Source organism: Parabacteroides sp. ZJ-118, from assembly GCF_011038785.1.
In the GTDB taxonomy this organism is placed as follows: domain Bacteria; phylum Bacteroidota; class Bacteroidia; order Bacteroidales; family Tannerellaceae; genus Parabacteroides.
This window is the reverse complement of the sequence record NZ_JAAKDT010000016.1, coordinates 1-16991: the sequence shown is the minus strand read 5'-3', so window position 1 is coordinate 16991 and position 16991 is coordinate 1. Positions and strand designations below refer to the sequence as shown.

General features: G+C 46.9%; 10 protein-coding genes and 1 tRNA gene. 9 read left to right on the top strand and 2 right to left on the bottom strand.

Features of this window, described 5'->3' with window-relative positions:
• The first annotated feature begins 5 nt into the window (after nucleotides 1–5).
• Nucleotides 6–965 (top strand): nucleoside recognition domain-containing protein, encoded by a 960-nt coding sequence (locus G7Y39_RS06085; RefSeq protein ID WP_165156071.1) that lies wholly within the window; start codon nucleotides 6–8, stop codon nucleotides 963–965.
• Nucleotides 958–4650 carry a methionine synthase gene (gene metH, locus G7Y39_RS06080; protein ID WP_165156069.1) on the top strand — a complete coding sequence of 1231 codons (3693 nt, stop codon included), beginning with the start codon at nucleotides 958–960 and terminating at the stop codon, nucleotides 4648–4650. Before G7Y39_RS06085 ends, metH begins: the two co-directional genes overlap by 8 nt.
• A gap of 114 nt (nucleotides 4651–4764) precedes the next feature.
• Here metH and G7Y39_RS06075 read toward each other — a convergent pair whose 3' ends face one another.
• Nucleotides 4765–6321, bottom strand: coding sequence for a M81 family metallopeptidase (locus G7Y39_RS06075; protein WP_165156067.1), 1557 nt, complete (start codon nucleotides 6319–6321; stop codon nucleotides 4765–4767).
• Between the two features lie 217 nt (nucleotides 6322–6538).
• Here G7Y39_RS06075 and G7Y39_RS06070 point away from each other — a divergent pair, with 217 nt between their 5' ends.
• The 5 genes from G7Y39_RS06070 to G7Y39_RS06050 all read left to right on the top strand — a co-directional run bounded on the left by G7Y39_RS06070 (nucleotide 6539) and on the right by G7Y39_RS06050 (nucleotide 13146).
• Nucleotides 6539–7588, top strand: coding sequence for a DUF3810 domain-containing protein (locus tag G7Y39_RS06070; protein WP_241159968.1), 1050 nt, complete (start codon nucleotides 6539–6541; stop codon nucleotides 7586–7588).
• A gap of 183 nt (nucleotides 7589–7771) precedes the next feature.
• Complete coding sequence (gene ileS, locus G7Y39_RS06065; protein ID WP_165156063.1) at nucleotides 7772–11194, top strand: isoleucine--tRNA ligase; 3423 nt, start codon at nucleotides 7772–7774, stop codon at nucleotides 11192–11194.
• A 167-nt stretch (nucleotides 11195–11361) separates the two neighbouring features.
• Entirely contained in the window at nucleotides 11362–11742 is a 381-nt protein-coding gene (locus G7Y39_RS06060; protein WP_165156061.1) for a TraR/DksA C4-type zinc finger protein, read from the top strand.
• Nucleotides 11743–12360 carry a lipoprotein signal peptidase gene (locus G7Y39_RS06055; protein ID WP_165156059.1) on the top strand — a complete coding sequence of 206 codons (618 nt, stop codon included), beginning with the start codon at nucleotides 11743–11745 and terminating at the stop codon, nucleotides 12358–12360. It begins immediately after the preceding gene.
• The gene (locus G7Y39_RS06050; protein ID WP_165156057.1) at nucleotides 12361–13146 is read left to right on the top strand and encodes a DUF4296 domain-containing protein; all 786 of its coding nucleotides are present in this window, start codon (nucleotides 12361–12363) and stop codon (nucleotides 13144–13146) included.
• Between the two features lie 273 nt (nucleotides 13147–13419).
• On the opposite strand, the gene G7Y39_RS06040 is transcribed toward G7Y39_RS06050, so the two are convergent.
• Nucleotides 13420–14187: an RNA methyltransferase gene (locus tag G7Y39_RS06040; protein WP_165156055.1), complete on the bottom strand. Its 768-nt coding sequence runs from the start codon at nucleotides 14185–14187 to the stop codon at nucleotides 13420–13422.
• A 76-nt stretch (nucleotides 14188–14263) separates the two neighbouring features.
• Here G7Y39_RS06040 and G7Y39_RS06035 point away from each other — a divergent pair, with 76 nt between their 5' ends.
• A complete protein-coding gene (locus tag G7Y39_RS06035; RefSeq protein WP_165156053.1) occupies nucleotides 14264–16624 on the top strand; it encodes a BamA/TamA family outer membrane protein in 2361 nt (786 codons plus the stop codon).
• Between the two features lie 77 nt (nucleotides 16625–16701).
• Nucleotides 16702–16775 (top strand) — tRNA-Arg (locus tag G7Y39_RS06030).
• Nucleotides 16776–16991: the final 216 nt, after the last annotated feature.

Below are 16991 nucleotides of genomic sequence, written 5' to 3'. Positions count from 1 at the left end.
TCGAGATGGAAACAGGGCAAGGCGTGATCGGTAGGGTTTGGGAATGTATCCTGAGAGCTCTGCCTAAAGCAGGCAAGACGTGCTTATGGTTGCTAAAGATTATTTTGCCTATTTCTTTATTGGTCCGTATACTGCAATATTCCGGAATATTGGCTCAGATATCGGATTGGTTAGTGCCCGTGTTCTCGTTGGTTGGTCTGCCGGGGGAGACAGCCATTGTTTTTATAACCAGTATATTCTCCCCATTATATGCCCCGATCGCTTTGATCACCTCGATGTCTTTAGGAGCCCGTGAAGCTACGATACTGGCATTGATGTGCCTTACTTCCCATAATCTAATGGTGGAATCTTCCGTACAAGCAAAGACCGGGTCTTCTTTTTGGGAGATGACGTTGCTCCGTTTGATTATGAGTTTCGTGATCGCCTTTTCTTTGAATGGGGTAATGCCCCATGAAGGATGGGGACAGGTTGGGATCGCTCAAAGTGCGGCCGTATGCGATAATTGGTTGGAAGTATTCGTTCTTTGGTTTACCAGCTCGATGAAGGTGGTAATTTCTATTTTGATAATTGTTACGGCTTTGATGATCCTCCATTGTATATTGGAAGAGTTTAATCTAATGAAAGGATTGTCCTCGGTATTTTCTCCGCTGATGCGATTATTGGGCTTGCCTCAAGATGCCGCTTTTTTGTGGTTGGTAGGTAATGTGGTCGGACTGGCTTATGGCGGGGCTATTATGGTAGAGCAAATGGAGCTGAGGAAGTTGTCTTACGGTGACGGCAATTTGCTGAATCATCATTTGGCCGTGTGCCATTCCCTGTTGGAAGATACGATTATCTTTGCCGCGATAGGGGTACCCGCCCTTTGGGTGGTGCCTACCCGTCTGTTTTTCGCTATCGCCGTGGTATGGATCCTCCGGGGATATAGCTATATGTACGCAAGAAAGGTAAAACATATTTATGAATAAGGAACGATTTCTGCGACTCTTGAATGAGCGCATTTTGATCTTGGATGGTGGTATGGGTACCATGATCCAAAGTTTCGAACTAAACGAACAAGATTACCGAGGCGAACGTTTCGCTGATTTTCCGGGACAGTTGAAGGGAAACAATGATTTATTGTGTATCACCCGCCCGGATGTAATCCAGTCTATCCATCGTCAATATTTGGATGCGGGAGCGGATATCTTCGCTACGAATACGTTTAACGCGAATGCTATTTCCATGGCGGATTATGCCATGGAGGCCTATGTACGTGAGATAAACCTTGCCGCCGGACGATTGTCTAGAAAGGTGGCGGATACCTATATGACTGAGCATCCGGATCGTACGATCTTCGTGGCTGGATCGATCGGTCCTACCAATAAGACAGCTTCCATGAGTCCGGATGTAAACGATCCCGCTTATCGTGCCGTAACTTACAAAGATCTGTATAATGCCTACAAGGAGCAAGTCGAGGGACTTATTGACGGTGGGGTGGATATCATCCTTTTCGAGACTACTTTCGATACGTTGAACGTAAAAGCAGGATTGGAAGCGGCTGAGGTCGTGTTGAGAGAGAAAGAAAAGGACCTGCCGATTATGTTGTCTTTGACCTTGTCCGCGCAAGGTGGACGAACATTTTCCGGACAGACTTTATTGGCCTTCTTGGCATCCATACAGCATACACATATTGTTTCGGTTGGCTTAAACTGTTCTTTTGGAGCGGCGGATATGAAGCCTTATTTACAAGAGTTGGCGAGGTATGCCCCCTATTATATCAGCGCTTATCCGAACGCCGGATTGCCGAATAGTTTCGGTACCTATGACGAGACACCGGATAAAATGGCCCAACATGTGAAGCCTTTTGTGGAAGAGGGGTTGGTAAACATTATCGGAGGCTGTTGCGGAACGACTCCGGCGCATATCTCCCGGTATCCGGAGTTGGTGAAAGGAGCTAAACCACATATCCCCGCTCCAAAACCGGATTGTCTATGGCTGTCAGGTCTGGAACTGCTGGAAGTGAAACCGGAGAACAATTTCGTGAACGTGGGAGAGCGTTGCAATGTGGCCGGTTCTCGGAAATTCTTACGCTTGATAAAAGAGGGCAGTTATGAGGAAGCGTTGACTATCGCTCGTAAACAAGTGGAGGATGGCGCTCAAGTGATTGACATCAATATGGACGATGGTATGTTGGATGCCGTGAAAGAAATGAAGACTTTCTTGAATTTGATCGCCTCTGAGCCGGATATTTCCCGTGTACCCGTCATGATCGATTCTTCCAAATGGGAAGTAATCGAGCAAGGCTTGATGTGTGTGCAAGGAAAGAGCATCGTGAATTCCATTTCCTTGAAAGAAGGAGAGGTGGTCTTCCTTAAACACGCTGCCCGTATAAAGCAGTTGGGGGCGGCCGCGGTCGTGATGGCTTTCGACGAGAAGGGGCAGGCGGATACCTATGAAAGAAAGGTTGAAATTTGCGAACGGGCCTATCGCCTATTGACCGAGAAGATCGATTTCAATCCCCAAGATATTATTTTTGACCCGAACGTATTGGCGATCGCTACCGGTATGGAGGAACATAATGGCTATGGTCTGGCGTTTATCCGTACCGTTGAGTGGATCAAGAAGAACTTGCCGGGTGCGAAGGTGAGCGGCGGTGTAAGTAACTTGTCTTTTTCTTTCCGGGGAAACAATCATGTACGTGAGGCTATGCATTCTGTATTTCTATATCATGCGATCGGGAAAGGGATGGATATGGGTATCGTGAATCCGTCTACCTCCGTACTGTATGAGGATATAGAGCCAGGGTTCCGTACCTTGTTGGAAGACGTGATCTTGGCACGCCGTCCGGAGGCTGCGGAGGAATTAATTACCTATGCTCAAAACTTACATGTACAAACTTCCGGAGAAACTCCGGAGAAGCATGAGGCTTGGCGTGAGCTTTCATTGAAGGAGCGTTTGGAGCATGCATTAATCAAAGGAGTCGGAGACTATTTGGAGGACGATTTACGAGAAGCCTTGCGGATTTATCCACATGCCGTGGATATAATAGACGGTCCGTTAATGAGCGGAATGAATAAGGTCGGCGAATTATTCGGTGCCGGTAAGATGTTCCTCCCTCAAGTCGTGAAGACTGCACGTACGATGAAAAAAGCCGTGGCTATTTTGCGACCCGCTATTGAGGCTGAAAAGAAAGCTTCCGGCTCCGCGAAGGCCGGTAAGGTGATTTTCGCTACGGTAAAAGGGGATGTGCATGATATAGGTAAGAATATCGTCTCTATCGTATTGTCTTGTAATAACTACGAGGTGATTGATTTGGGGGTGATGGTTCCTGCGGATGTGATCATAAGGAAAGCGATCGAGGAGAAACCGGATCTGGTTTGCTTATCCGGCTTGATAACCCCTTCTTTAGAAGAGATGGTGCATGTCGCGGATGAGATGCAAAAAGCGGGACTTTCAATTCCTATGATGGTGGGTGGCGCTACGACCTCCAGACTGCATACGGCGGTGAAGATCGCTCCGCATTACGATTATCCGGTGATCCATGTGCTGGATGCCTCACAGAATCCATTGATCGCCGCCAAACTATTGAATCCGGATATGCGTGATGCTTATATTAGGGGGTTGGAACAGGAACAAGAAGCCTTACGTGCCTCTTTAGGGCAGAAGAAAGAAGTCTTGGTCTCTCTTTCTGAGGCTCGTAAGCATCCGATTGAAATAGATTGGACCGGGTATACACCGGTTGTTCCGGTCAGGATGGGGGTACATGTTATCCCTTATATCCCTTTGGAAGAGGTTATCCCTTATATCCATTGGACCTTCTTTTTTAGCGCATGGAAATTGAATGGCCGTTTCTCGGAAATCTCCCAGATACATGGTTGCGATTCTTGTCGTGCCTCTTGGCTGTCAAGCTTTCCGGAAAAGGATCGTGCGAAAGCCGCTGAGGCGATGCAATTGCATAAGGACGCTGTCAGGCTTTTAGACCGTCTGGCCGCAAGGAAGGTCGAGTGTTGTAAGGCGATTTACGGATTTTTCCCTGCGAATAGCGAACGGGATACGATTCGGATGGGGGATACCGTTTTCCCTTTATTACGACAGCAAGCGAAAAAGGAGGAGAATATCTACAAATGTCTTTCCGATTATGTATTGCCGGTTTCTGAAGGACGGACCGACTATGTGGGGGCCTTTGTGGTTACGGCAGGAGCTGGTGTGGATGAGTTGAAGGATGAATTCGAGCGAGAAGGCGATACCTATAATTCAATGTTGCTGCAAACCTTGACCGATCGCCTAGCGGAAGCTACAGCCGAATATCTTCATGAGAAAGTACGTAAAGAATATTGGGGATATGCTAAAGACGAATCCTTGTCTATCCCGGATCTTTACAAGGTGAGATACCAAGGAATCCGTCCGGCTATCGGTTACCCCTCTCTACCGGATCAATTATTGAATTTCACATTGGATGGATGGCTCGATATGTCGCGAATTGGCATTTCGCTCACCGAGAATGGTGCCATGTATCCTACGGCTTCGGTCAGTGGAATCTACATCGCCCATCCCTCTTCTCAATATTTCATGATCGGTCCTATCGATGAGGAGCAACTGAAAGATTATGCGAGCCGCCGGAATTTAACGGAAGAGCAAGCCCGAAAGTTGTTAAGTAAGAATATCGGATAATTTAGCAGCATCACCGCGACTCGGATCCGAGGTGATGCCGCGGCACCGATGCCGCAATACTGCAATACCTATCGCAGTAACACTGCATAGGCATTGCAGTAAAAAAATAAACTATTATCTGCCATAGTAATGCTTGGCGGAAGGAACCATGATAACGTTCAACTCCGGATCAGCCATGTCTGGATCGATCGGAAACATCGGTCTCACGATATTCCTATAGGGAAGCTTCTTGAAGTCCTGATCCACACCCCCTCGTGTAAAAGCCATCACCCAATCCGCTTGAATATTATACCATTGGGTTACGAGGTAACCTTGTTTAACCATTACGATATCCATCTCCTTCGGATCGATTCCTGAACCCTCTAGGTTTGGCGTGGGAGACGATGTGCCTACTACCACATAAACACTTCCGGTCTTTATGATAGCGATATTTCTCTTACGTCTCTGAGATCCCTCATTCTTATTTTCTTCTGGGCTGACATAAACCACGGTACCCGACAGTTTCACGGGACCTTCGTAGGAATTATCTACCATGGCACCTACCATGCCTTCCACGTGTCCGCCTACACCAACCTTACGTGCCTGTTCAACCACTTCTTCTCCCGGGATGGAGCAATAAAGAACGCTCTTTCCCTTATCCGTCTGAAATTCCGGACGTTTCAAGAGTCTCGCCAAAGTCCAAGTGACTTCACCAGAGCCACCTCCACCGGGATTATCTCCCATATCGCTGATAAAGAAGGGCTTCTTTTTACTTGCTATTGCCAGATCAATACATTTTTCGAGCGAATATCCCGGAGCTTCCAGCGAGAATTGCTTACGGACATCCCAGAATTTCTGGGCGAGCTTCTTCGCCCCGGCTTTTACCTGTTCCTCATCGTCACCGTAAACCATCACGGTTCCTTGGTTCCGTGGGTTGTCTCCCCAAACATAACCGATCCAAATCCCTGCGTCTACCACTCCGGGCATGGCTTCAACCTCTGGAACCAATGCGTATAGCGATTTCGCGGGCTCGACGCGGGTACTCGACCATTCGCCGGATACTAGGACAGGAACAGCGACCCATGCCTTGTATGCCGGACGCCCTTTCCCCGACTCAAGACGTTCCAGCAAATTGACAACCCCTCGCCGATGTGATTCGCGAGAATCCGCATGCGGCGCTTGACGATATGTCGTAATCAAATCGGAGTTGAGAGCTACCAACCAAGACGTATTTCCGTGAAGATCCATCGTGGTGGTAGTCAAGACGTCGTTTCCGATCAAACTACGCACCTTCTCCATGAATTCGCCCTCAGGATCGGCCACGCCTTCCACGCTACAAGCTCCGTGGTTATAAAACCAGAAAGCGTCATAAGGCATATTGGCCTTGACCATCTCCAATGTTTTTTCCACAAATGCGTCGTACGATTCTTTTGTCACGGGGCCTCTTCCACCGCCGTAGCCAATCTGCGTGGGGAGCCAAGTGGCTGCCTGTCCCATTACGGAGTCTGGGCTGAGATAGTCCGGCATTCTTACGGGGTATCCTACGAGCGGTTGCCTATTCGGGACGAACACGCTGTTTTCTATCTGTATACCGGCAATACCGATACGAGGTTTTTTCTTCTGTCCAAAGGCTTCTCCAACGAATGATACAGCCAAGAGACAGATTCCGAGCAATAATAAATTCCTTTTCATATTAGCATAATTTTTGTGAATTGTAATCACCATTCGCATGCAATATTTGCGAATTTTATCGACATCTGCAAGCAATAGTCCATTAATTTTTTAGATCGACAGAAAACACAAACCCTGTTGAGCGTTTACCGGACAGTGATAGTTGCCTATGATCAAGCGTGGAAGAGGGAGACCGGTGATTTGGTGGACTGAAAAGAATATGATATATTTGTCTCCCATGATAAAACTTGAATTTCTAAAAAAGATACGTGTTCGTTGGGTTATATTGGTGATCCTTTTCATCTCTGTCCGGATCGTGATGGGGAATCCCGGATCAGGCGAATGGTATTCCCGTTCGATTTATCCATGGGTATCGGGTATGCTATCCCGTTTCTCCTGCTTGTTTCCTTTTTCGATAGGGGATTGCTTTATTTATGGTAGCATCGCCGGGTTACTAGGGTATCTGTCGTATGCGATTATAAAGAAACGGAGGCTCGGGAGGACATTCAGGCATATCGTGGAATACATAGCGTGGGTGTATGTCTGGTTCTATATCGCATGGGGATTGAATTATTTCCGGGAAGATTTTTTCACTCGTACGCAAACTACTTGTGTACCCTTTTCCTCGGAACGTTTCCGGTCTTTCCTGGACACCTATACAGATTCCTTGAATGCCTCATGGAGTCCGATAGAGACGATCGATCGTGAGGTCGTGAAAGAAACGGTGCTGGAAGGGTATCGGGAATTGCCGGCTCGTTTCGGCCTTATCACTCCCGGAGCCTATCTTCATTCTAAAACGATGCTGTTCTCCCGGCTGATGAGTGGAGTAGGGGTGATGGGATATATGGGACCGTTTTTCACGGAGTTCAATTTAAACGACCAGCTCCTGCCTGCGCAATACCCCGCCACCTACGCCCATGAGATGGCCCATGTGCTTAGTATATCCAACGAGGCTGAGGCTAATCTATACAGTTATTTAATCTGTACGGGATCTTCTGTGCCGGAGATCCGGTTCTCAGGCTACTTCTCCTTGCTACCTTATGTATTGAGCAACGCATATGTGGCTTTGGACAAAGACTCTTTCGAGGCATGGAAGAAAAGATTACGCCCCGAGATCAAGGATTTGTATAACGAGAAAGTCGCCTACTGGCAATCCCTATACAGCCCGTTGATCGGCGAGGCGCAAGACATCGTCTATAATCTTTTCTTGAAAGGCAATAAGATACCGACCGGAACCGCTAATTATTCGGAGGTGATCGCCTTATTGATCGCTTTGGAAGGAGAATGATTCATTCAGAAAGGAAGAAGACGATTTGGGTGTCTTATCGATAATGGGATTTATCGGTTGTAAGGGTCGGTGTAAGGATCGGCAAGAAAGAGGTTTCCTTTAATGAAAAACCATATTGCCTGATTCGAAAGAAATCACTAACTTTGCGGCAATTTTTTAGAAGCAAGATAAATACATCGCGATATGAGTAAGAAATTTACCGAATATTCTAAGTTTGACTTGTCGAACGTAAATAAAGAGGTGCTGAGGAGATGGAAGGATGGAGACATCTTCCATAAGAGTCTTGAAACAAGAGAGGGACATCCTACATTTGTATTCTACGAGGGGCCTCCATCCGCGAACGGTATGCCGGGTATTCATCATGTTATCGCCCGTTCGATCAAGGATATTTTCTGCCGCTATAAAACCATGAAGGGATTCTTGGTGAATCGTAAGGCTGGTTGGGATACACACGGTCTGCCTGTTGAGTTGGGCGTGGAGAAGGCTTTGGGCATTACAAAGGAAGATATCGGGAAGAAGATTTCTGTCGCTGAGTATAACGCCGCTTGCCGTAAGGACGTGATGAAGTTCACGAAAGAGTGGGAGGATCTGACGCAGAAGATGGGTTATTGGGTGGATATGGAGAATCCGTATATCACATATGATAATCGCTATATCGAAACCTTGTGGTATCTATTGAAAGAACTTTATAAGAAGGGCCTTTTATATAAAGGTTATACGATCCAACCGTATTCTCCCGCCGCGGGTACAGGCCTGAGCACGCATGAGTTGAACCAACCGGGTTGCTACCGTGACGTGAAGGATACGACTTGTACGGCGCAATTCCATATATTGGACCCGAAACCGGAGATGGCGCAATTCGGCGATCCTTATTTCTTGGCATGGACAACGACTCCCTGGACGTTGCCTTCCAATACGGCGCTTTGCGTAGGCCCGAATATTACTTATCTGGCTGTACAGACTTATAACCCTTATACGGGTATCCCGATGACTGCTGTTATAGCGAAGGATTTATTGTCAGCTTATTTCAATCCGAAAGCCGCGGAGCTTTCTTTGTCTGATTACAAGCCGGGTGACAAGCTGGTTCCTTTCAGCGTGGTAGGTGAGTGGAAGGGTGCCGAGTTGGCCGGTATGAAATATGAGCAATTGATTCCATGGGTAAATCCGGGTGAAGGTGCTTTCCGTGTGATCACGGGTGATTTCGTTACGACAGAGGATGGTACGGGTATCGTACATATCGCGCCGACGTTTGGTGCGGACGATAACCGTGTGGCGAAAACATTCGGGGTCCCACCTTTGATGATGCAGGATAAAGATGGGAATATGCGCCCTATGGTGGATATGACCGGTAAGTTCTATAAGCTGGAAGACCTGGCTCCGGAGTTTGTGCAAAATTGTATGAACGCCTCTGATTATGATCCATGGCAAGGGAAATTCGTGAAGAACGCCTACGATGATACGAAGACGGATAAAGATGAGACATTGGATATTGAGCTCTGCATGATGTTGAAGGCCCAGAACCGGGTGTTCAAGATTGAGAAACATGTCCACAATTACCCGCATTGCTGGCGTACCGATAAACCGGTATTGTATTATCCGTTGGATAGCTGGTTTATCCGCACGACCGCTTGCCGTGAGCGTATGATCGAGTTGAACAATACGATCAACTGGAAGCCGCAAAGTACGGGTACAGGGCGTTTTGGCAAATGGCTGGAGAACTTGCAAGACTGGAACTTGAGTCGCAGTCGTTATTGGGGTACTCCATTACCTATCTGGCGTACGGAAGACGGTAGCGAGGAGAAGTGCATCGGTTCCGTGGTAGAGTTGTTTGGTGAGATCGAGAAATCCGTGAAGGCCGGCTTTATGGAGTCTAACCCTTACAAGGATTTCGCTCCGGGTGATTATACGAAGGAGAACTATGAGAAGATCGATTTGCACCGTCCGTATGTGGATGATATTATCTTGGTTTCCGCTTCTGGCAAGCCTATGAAGCGTGAGACGGACTTGATCGACGTATGGTTTGACTCCGGCGCTATGCCTTATGCCCAAATCCACTATCCGTTTGAGAACTTGAAGGAGTTCGATAATCGTCAGATCTATCCGGCGGACTTTATCGCCGAGGGTGTTGACCAGACGCGCGGTTGGTTCTTCACCTTGCATGCCTTGGGCACCATGATCTTTGATAGTGTGGCATACAAGGCTGTCGTGTCTAACGGTCTGGTATTGGATAAGAGCGGGAACAAGATGTCCAAGCGTTTGGGTAACGCCGTAGATCCATTCTCTACGATCGAAAAATATGGTTCCGACCCGTTGCGTTGGTATATGATCACGAACGCTTCACCCTGGGATAATATTAAGTTTGATATCGATGGTGTCGAGGAAGTTCGCCGTAAGTTCTTCGGTACATTGTATAATACCTATTCATTCTTCGCGTTATACGCGAACGTGGATGGCTTCGATTACTCCGATCCGGATGTGGAATGGAGTAAGCGTCCGGAGATCGATCGTTGGATCCTTTCTCTGTTGAATAGCTTGGTGAAGGATGTGGATGACTACTTGGAGGCTTATGAGCCGACTCGTGCCGGACGTGCTATCTCTGATTTCGTAAATGATAACTTGAGTAACTGGTATGTGCGCCTGAATCGTCGTCGTTTCTGGGGGGGTGGCATGACGGAGGACAAGTTGTCCGCTTACCAGACTTTATATACCTGTTTGGAAACGGTGGCTAAGTTGATGGCTCCGATCGCTCCGTTCTATTCTGATCAGTTATTCTTGGACTTGATCGCTGTTACGGGGCGTGAGCACGTTGAGTCCGTACACTTGTCCGATTTTCCGGTTTACGACGCGTCTAAGATCGACAAGCGTCTGGAAGAGCGTATGCAAGTGGCTCAAGATGTTTCTTCTATGGTATTGGCTCTTCGCCGTAAGGTGAATATCAAGGTGCGCCAGCCGCTGCAGACGATAATGCTCCCGGTCATAGACGCTCATCAACAGGAGAGTATCGAGGCCGTGAAGAACCTGGTCTTGAACGAGGTGAACGTGAAGGAGCTGAAGTTCGTGGATAATACGGCAGGCATCTTGGTGAAAAAGATCAAACCGGACTTTAAGAAGTTGGGCCCGCGCTACGGAAAGATCATGAAGGCATTGGCCGCTACGATCCAAACGATGAGCCAAGAGGATATCAACGCTTTCGAGAAAGCCGGAACGTTTACCTTGATGGTAGATGGACGGGAGGCTGTTTTGGAGCGTACGGATGTAGAGATCATCTCTGAGGATATCCCGGGTTGGTTGGTCGCTAATGAAGGTCGCTTGACCGTCGCTTTGGATATTACCGTAACCGAGGACTTGCGTAAGGAGGGCTTGGCCCGTGAGTTGGTGAATCGTATCCAGAACTTGCGCAAGAGCAGCGGTTTCGATATAACGGATAAGATCTATGTATCTATGCTTTCTTGCGAGGAGATGGATGAGGCGATCCATGAGTATAAGGATTATATCGCTAACCAAGTATTGGCGGAATCGATCGAAATCATGGATAACGCGATCAGCGACGCTACGGAACTCGATTTCGAGGACTTTAAGTTGTCCGTGAAGATCGAGAAAGCTTAAAAATAGAATAGCATTTGCCGCGGAAGCATTAGGAATGAAATATAGGGGAATCGATAATTATATTATCTTTGCATGCAAGGAGGAAGTGATAGGATCTTATATTCATTCTTAATTCTTCTTTTTGATTGATAGTTGAACAATTTTTGAACCCAAATTTTTTTAGAACCATGGCAGAGAAGACGAGATATTCAGACGCTGAGCTCGAGGAGTTCCGCGCTATTATATTAGAGAAGCTGGAAATCGCCAAGAGGGATTACGATCTTTTGCGATCCGGAGTTACGAATTCCGACGGTAACGACGTGGCTGATACGTCTCCTACATTCAAGGTGCTGGAGGAAGGAGCCTCTACATTATCGAAGGAGGAAGCGGGTCGTTTGGCGCAACGCCAGATGAAATTCATCCAGAATTTGCAGGCCGCTTTGATCCGTATCGAGAATAAGACCTACGGCATTTGCCGGGAGACCGGTAAATTGATCCCGAAAGAAAGGCTACGTGCCGTGCCTCATGCGACCTTAAGTATCGAAGCAAAACAGGGAGGCGCGAGGTAAATGAGATATTCCAAAGGTTGGGGAGCAGTGTTAATCATAATACTGCTCCTTCTTCTTGACCAAACGCTGAAGATATGGATTAAGACCCATATGCAGTTGCATGAGAGTATAGAGATAACTCCGTGGTTTTATCTTTATTTTACCGAGAATCCGGGTATGGCGTTCGGGATAGAGGTGATTGGGAAACTGTTCCTTTCCCTATTCCGTATCGTGGCTGTATTGTTTATCGGGTATTATTTGTATAGGCTGGTTAAAGAGAATTATAAATTCGGTTTTATTGCCTGTATATCATTGGTTTTTGCGGGGGCTGTGGGCAATATAATCGACTCGGTGTTCTATGGCGTGATCTTTGACCACAGTTTTGGGCAACTCGCTACTTTTATGCCGGAGGGAGGTGGTTATGCCTCGTGGTTGCATGGGAAGGTGGTAGATATGTTCTATTTCCCATTGATAGAGACCGTATTCCCCGATTGGGTTCCGATCTGGGGTGGACAGGAGTTCGTTTTCTTCCGCCCGATCTTTAATTTGGCGGACTCGGCGATTTGCGTGGGAGTTTTCCTTTTGTTACTGTTTTACCGGCATACCTTGTCGGCTAGTCTTTCGAAAGAGGAGAAATAAATGCGGAAAAAATTGCGGATATATGGTATGGCTTTATTGGTCACGACGTTGCTATCGGCATGTAGTAAGGTTCCGGATGGTATTCTGTCGGAGAAAAAGATGCAGCGTGTCTTAACGGATATGTTGCTGGCCGAGGCCTTGGTAAATGTGGATTATAACGCGTATAAATCCGATACCATGAAGCTGGCCTTGTATGAATCCGTATTCCGTAAGCATGATATTACACAAGCGGTGTATGATAGCTCGTTGGTGTGGTACGGCCGTAACTTGGATATTTACATGAAGGTCTACAACCGGGTCTTGGCCGATCTTAATAAACGGATCAATGACTTAGGGGATGTACAGGCAGACGCCGCGCCGGTATCGAACCGGGATTCCGTGGATATTTGGCCCCGCCGTTCTTATATGACCTTGTCTCCTACCGCTGTATTTAATGGGGTGACTTTCGATATACGTCCGGAAACGAATTATTCCTCGGGCAGTAGTTTTGTGTTGGGTACGCGTGTCTGGGGATTGAATGACAAAATGACTTATACACCGGAGGTGCGTTTAAGCGCGGACCAGGGTGATACGACCTTGACGGTGAATAGTAAGATCACGAAAGATGGATATCACGAGACGATCTTAAAGACTATACCGACTAAGAAAGTAAAGCGTGTATTTGGATATATCCGTATGGATAATACGGATACGACTTATTATAAGGTGTATATAGATAGCTTAAGCTTGATGAAATACAACTATGGTAAGGAACTGGCCGGATTACCGAAGGATTCTGTAAAGTAATATCTCTGTTTTATTGTACCTATGAGAAGAATTGCCGCTCATTACGTTTGGTGGAAGCAGGTCTATCGTATGCATTATATCGAACTGGATGATAACGGTGTGTTTCGTGGTGTTTATCCGTTGAATGAGGAGATCGCCGGAACCGCTTTTTATGATGGAGCGCTAGTGCCGGTCCTTTCCTCGGAACCGACGATTGGTTTTAAGCAGGTCATGAGATCCTGGCCGGCATTAACTGAAAAGATCACGCCGGGATGTTCTGTCCATATATACCGTTTATGCGGTATTCCCCTGGCGTCTGCGAAACTCGGCACAGACTACGGCGGTGGCGATGGCCACATTGAGCGACTCTGAGGAGTCTCTCCCTTCCGGATAGTTCGGGATATACAATTTCTCGTTTACAAAAGCCTCGATGGGGGGACGTATTCCATTTCCTTCATTACCCATTATCAAGATACCGTTTTCGGATAAGTTTTTCTCATATAAGTTTTCCCCATCAAGGAAAGTGCCGTATAAAGGTATGGCTTGGGCTGACTGGGCCTGTAAGAACATTTCCAGATCGGTGTAATGTATTTTTACGTGGGCGAGCGCACCCATGGTGGCTTGTACGGCTTTGGGACTGAAAACATCGGCGGTATCTTTGCTGCATACGATATGGGAAATACCGAACCAGTCCGCTATCCGGATGATCGTACCCAAGTTGCCCGGATCTTGGATTCCGTCTAAGGCAAGAACAAGCTCCTTTTCCGGCGTTATTCCCGTTATATCCCAATTGGGGCGTTTAAAGATCGCGAGTACATCTTGAGGATTTTTTAGGAAGCTGGCTTTACGAATATCATCTTCTTCCGCTACCAATAACTCCTTCGCCGGAATATCGCCTTGTGTAGCCATCCATGATGGTTTGGCTATCAGTAGCTCACATTCAAAGGCCGGTAACATATCGGCTACCAACTTATTTCCTTCAGCTACAAAAACATTGTTTTCATTCCTGAATTTCTTTAATTCCAGAGAACGGATGTATTTGACTTTGGCCCTGCTTAGCATCTTAGTTCTTTTTACAAAACAAAAGTACGGTAAATTCTTTAAATTCCAGTACATTCGCGATCGTAAAAAGCTTGGAATGATGAATCGATCCCTACGTATATGCCATTTTATCTGCGTCATACTGCTGCTAGCCTCCTGCAGTACGACGAAGTTTGTGCCGGATGGGGAATATTTGTTGGATAAGGTGGAGATCGTGTCGGATAACAAGGATTATAAGTCGGCGGATTTAAGGTCTTATCTTAGGCAGCAACCGAATTTCAAGGTGTTTGGTTTGATGAAATGGCAGTTGTTTGTCTATGATTGGTCGGGTAAGAATGAGAAGAAATGGATCAACAAACAGTTACGTAGGATTGGTGAGCCTCCCGTGGTGCTGGATACGACGTTGGTGGAACAATCCGCTATGGAGCTGGAGCGTTTTTACATTAATAAAGGATATATCCATGCGGATGTATCAACGACGATCGATACGACACGCCATAAGAAGGCGGTTGTAACTTATCATATAAAGGCAAACGATCCGTATAGGATACGCGATTACACGATGAAGTTCCCGGATCCGAGAATTGATAGTTTGGCGCACCTGAAAGCGCCCCGCCGCTCTCCCTTGGCATCAGCGTTCCGATCCTCACAGGAAGAGTATAACCAATTAGTTAAGGAAGGAACGTTATTTGACCGGGATATATTGGATAAGGAGCGGGAACGTATCACGACCTTACTCCGCTGGAACGGGTATTATGGTTTTAACCGGGATTATTTAGGATATATCGCTGATAGTTCTTTTAACCAAAATGTAGTGGATCTCGATATGTACATGAGACCTTACCGGAAGGTGTTGCCGAATGGGGCGGTAGAGGATCAGCCGCATCGTCAGTATTATATTAAGGATGTAACGGTCCTAACCGATTATAATCCGATAGGGGTAGAAGAGGACTCCGGTTTCATGGCTACGGATACGATGCTCAGCGCGGGGGTGAATATCGTATATGGCCGGAACGGGAAGAGCATCCGCCCGAGCGTACTCCGGAGGAGTACCCATATCCGTCCGGGGCAATTATTTAGTGAGAAGGACATAGAACAGACCTATTCGGCGTTCGCTTCCCTAAGGGCTTTGAGGAACGTGAATATACGTTTTACGGAAGTAGAGGAGCGGGATACGATGAAGTTGGATTGCTACATTCTCACTTCTCCCGCGAAGATAAATACGGTAGGAGTGGACCTGGAAGGTACCAACTCGGCGGGTGACTATGGGTTTGCCTCCAGTTTGAATTATCAGCATAGGAATATCTTCCGGGGATCGGAGATGTTCTCGGTGAGGGTGAGAGGAGCTTACGAGGCATTATCCGGAAATAAGGCGAATGGCTTTGGTAATTACTGGGAGTTAGGTGCGGAGGGATCCTTGCTGTTCCCTCGTTTCTTGTTCCCGTTCCTAAGCGCGGATTTTCGTAGGCGGCTGCGTGCGTCAACCGAGACGAAAATAAGTTACAACCTGCAAAAACGTCCGGAGTATACGAGGGCGATTCTATCCGGTGGTTGGAGTTATATCTGGCAAGATAGGGGGAATACGCAGGCACGTCATACCTTTAAGCTTTTGGATTTGAATTATGTGTATTTACCGGATAAGAACATGGACTTTATCAATAGCTTGCCAGATTATATGGTCCTGTATAACTATACGAACCATTTTATCATGAGTTCAGGATATACCTATTCTTTCAGCAATTATTCTCCCCAGAACCGTTTGAGAAACACGCATTCCTTGCGTGCGTCAGTCGAGATCGCGGGAAATTTGTTGAGTGCCTTTTCTCATCTCACGGGAGCGAAGAAGAATGATAACGGTTATTATGAGCTATTTGGTACGGAATATGCGCAATATGTGAAATTGGATTTCGATTTTAGCAAAGGGATCGTGCTTGACAGTCGTAACAAGTTGGCTTTCCATATAGGAGTGGGAGTGGGGATGGCTTATGGCAACTCAAGCTATTTACCTTTTGAGCGTGCTTATTTCTCGGGTGGAGCGAATAGTGTCCGGGGATGGTCTGTGCGGGAGTTAGGTCCGGGTAGTATGGAAGTTGACAGTACGACCTCTTTCGCGCTTCAATCGGGGGATATCCGCTTGGATTTGAACTTGGAATATCGTACGAAGCTTTTTTGGAAGTTTGAATTGGCCGCTTACATAGATGCCGGGAACATATGGACCCGGAATGTCTCGGATGAGCGCTATAAGGCTGGAAACTTTGATTTCTCTCGTTTTTACAAGGAGATCGCCGTTTCCTATGGTTTGGGACTTCGTTTGGACTTTGATTTCTTCTTGCTTCGTTTGGATACCGGCTTCAAAGCCTATAACCCTCAAGAGAAAAAGTCTAAGCGTTGGGCGATAACCCATCCTAATTTCAAGGATAATTTCGCCTTGCATTTTGCTGTTGGTTATCCATTCTGAACCCATACGTAAAAAAGTGTACTAAAAGTTTGTAAGGGAAAGAAAAATCCTTACCTTTGCACCACGAAAATTGGGATGGTCAGGTAGCTCAGCTGGATAGAGCAACAGCCTTCTAAGCTGTGGGTCCTGGGTTCGAATCCCAGCCTGATCACGAGGGAGATTCTAAAGAGGGTCTCCCTTTTTTGTAGTATGACGGGCATGTCATACATCTGTGGTGAAAGTCCATAAGGGGCGTAGTTGGGGTCAGCGGATTTTTCCGGTTGGGGGGATGACGTTCTCAACTATATTGATTAACTTAGGGGCATGAAACCCGAACAATTGTTACGAGCCATCCTGCCGGATGTGCTGATAGACAACTTCGATGTTG

What these genes read in the sequence shown, in the direction of transcription:
- G7Y39_RS06085 (WP_165156071.1), top strand. Translation starts at nt 6, where the DNA reads ATGGAAACAGGGCAAGGCGTGATCGGTAGGGTTTGGGAATGTATCCTG.
- metH (WP_165156069.1), top strand. Translation starts at nt 958, where the DNA reads ATGAATAAGGAACGATTTCTGCGACTCTTGAATGAGCGCATTTTGATC.
- G7Y39_RS06075 (WP_165156067.1), bottom strand. Translation starts at nt 6,321, where the DNA reads ATGAAAAGGAATTTATTATTGCTCGGAATCTGTCTCTTGGCTGTATCA.
- G7Y39_RS06070 (WP_241159968.1), top strand. Translation starts at nt 6,539, where the DNA reads ATGATAAAACTTGAATTTCTAAAAAAGATACGTGTTCGTTGGGTTATA.
- ileS (WP_165156063.1), top strand. Translation starts at nt 7,772, where the DNA reads ATGAGTAAGAAATTTACCGAATATTCTAAGTTTGACTTGTCGAACGTA.
- G7Y39_RS06060 (WP_165156061.1), top strand. Translation starts at nt 11,362, where the DNA reads ATGGCAGAGAAGACGAGATATTCAGACGCTGAGCTCGAGGAGTTCCGC.
- G7Y39_RS06055 (WP_165156059.1), top strand. Translation starts at nt 11,743, where the DNA reads ATGAGATATTCCAAAGGTTGGGGAGCAGTGTTAATCATAATACTGCTC.
- G7Y39_RS06050 (WP_165156057.1), top strand. Translation starts at nt 12,361, where the DNA reads ATGCGGAAAAAATTGCGGATATATGGTATGGCTTTATTGGTCACGACG.
- G7Y39_RS06040 (WP_165156055.1), bottom strand. Translation starts at nt 14,187, where the DNA reads ATGCTAAGCAGGGCCAAAGTCAAATACATCCGTTCTCTGGAATTAAAG.
- G7Y39_RS06035 (WP_165156053.1), top strand. Translation starts at nt 14,264, where the DNA reads ATGATGAATCGATCCCTACGTATATGCCATTTTATCTGCGTCATACTG.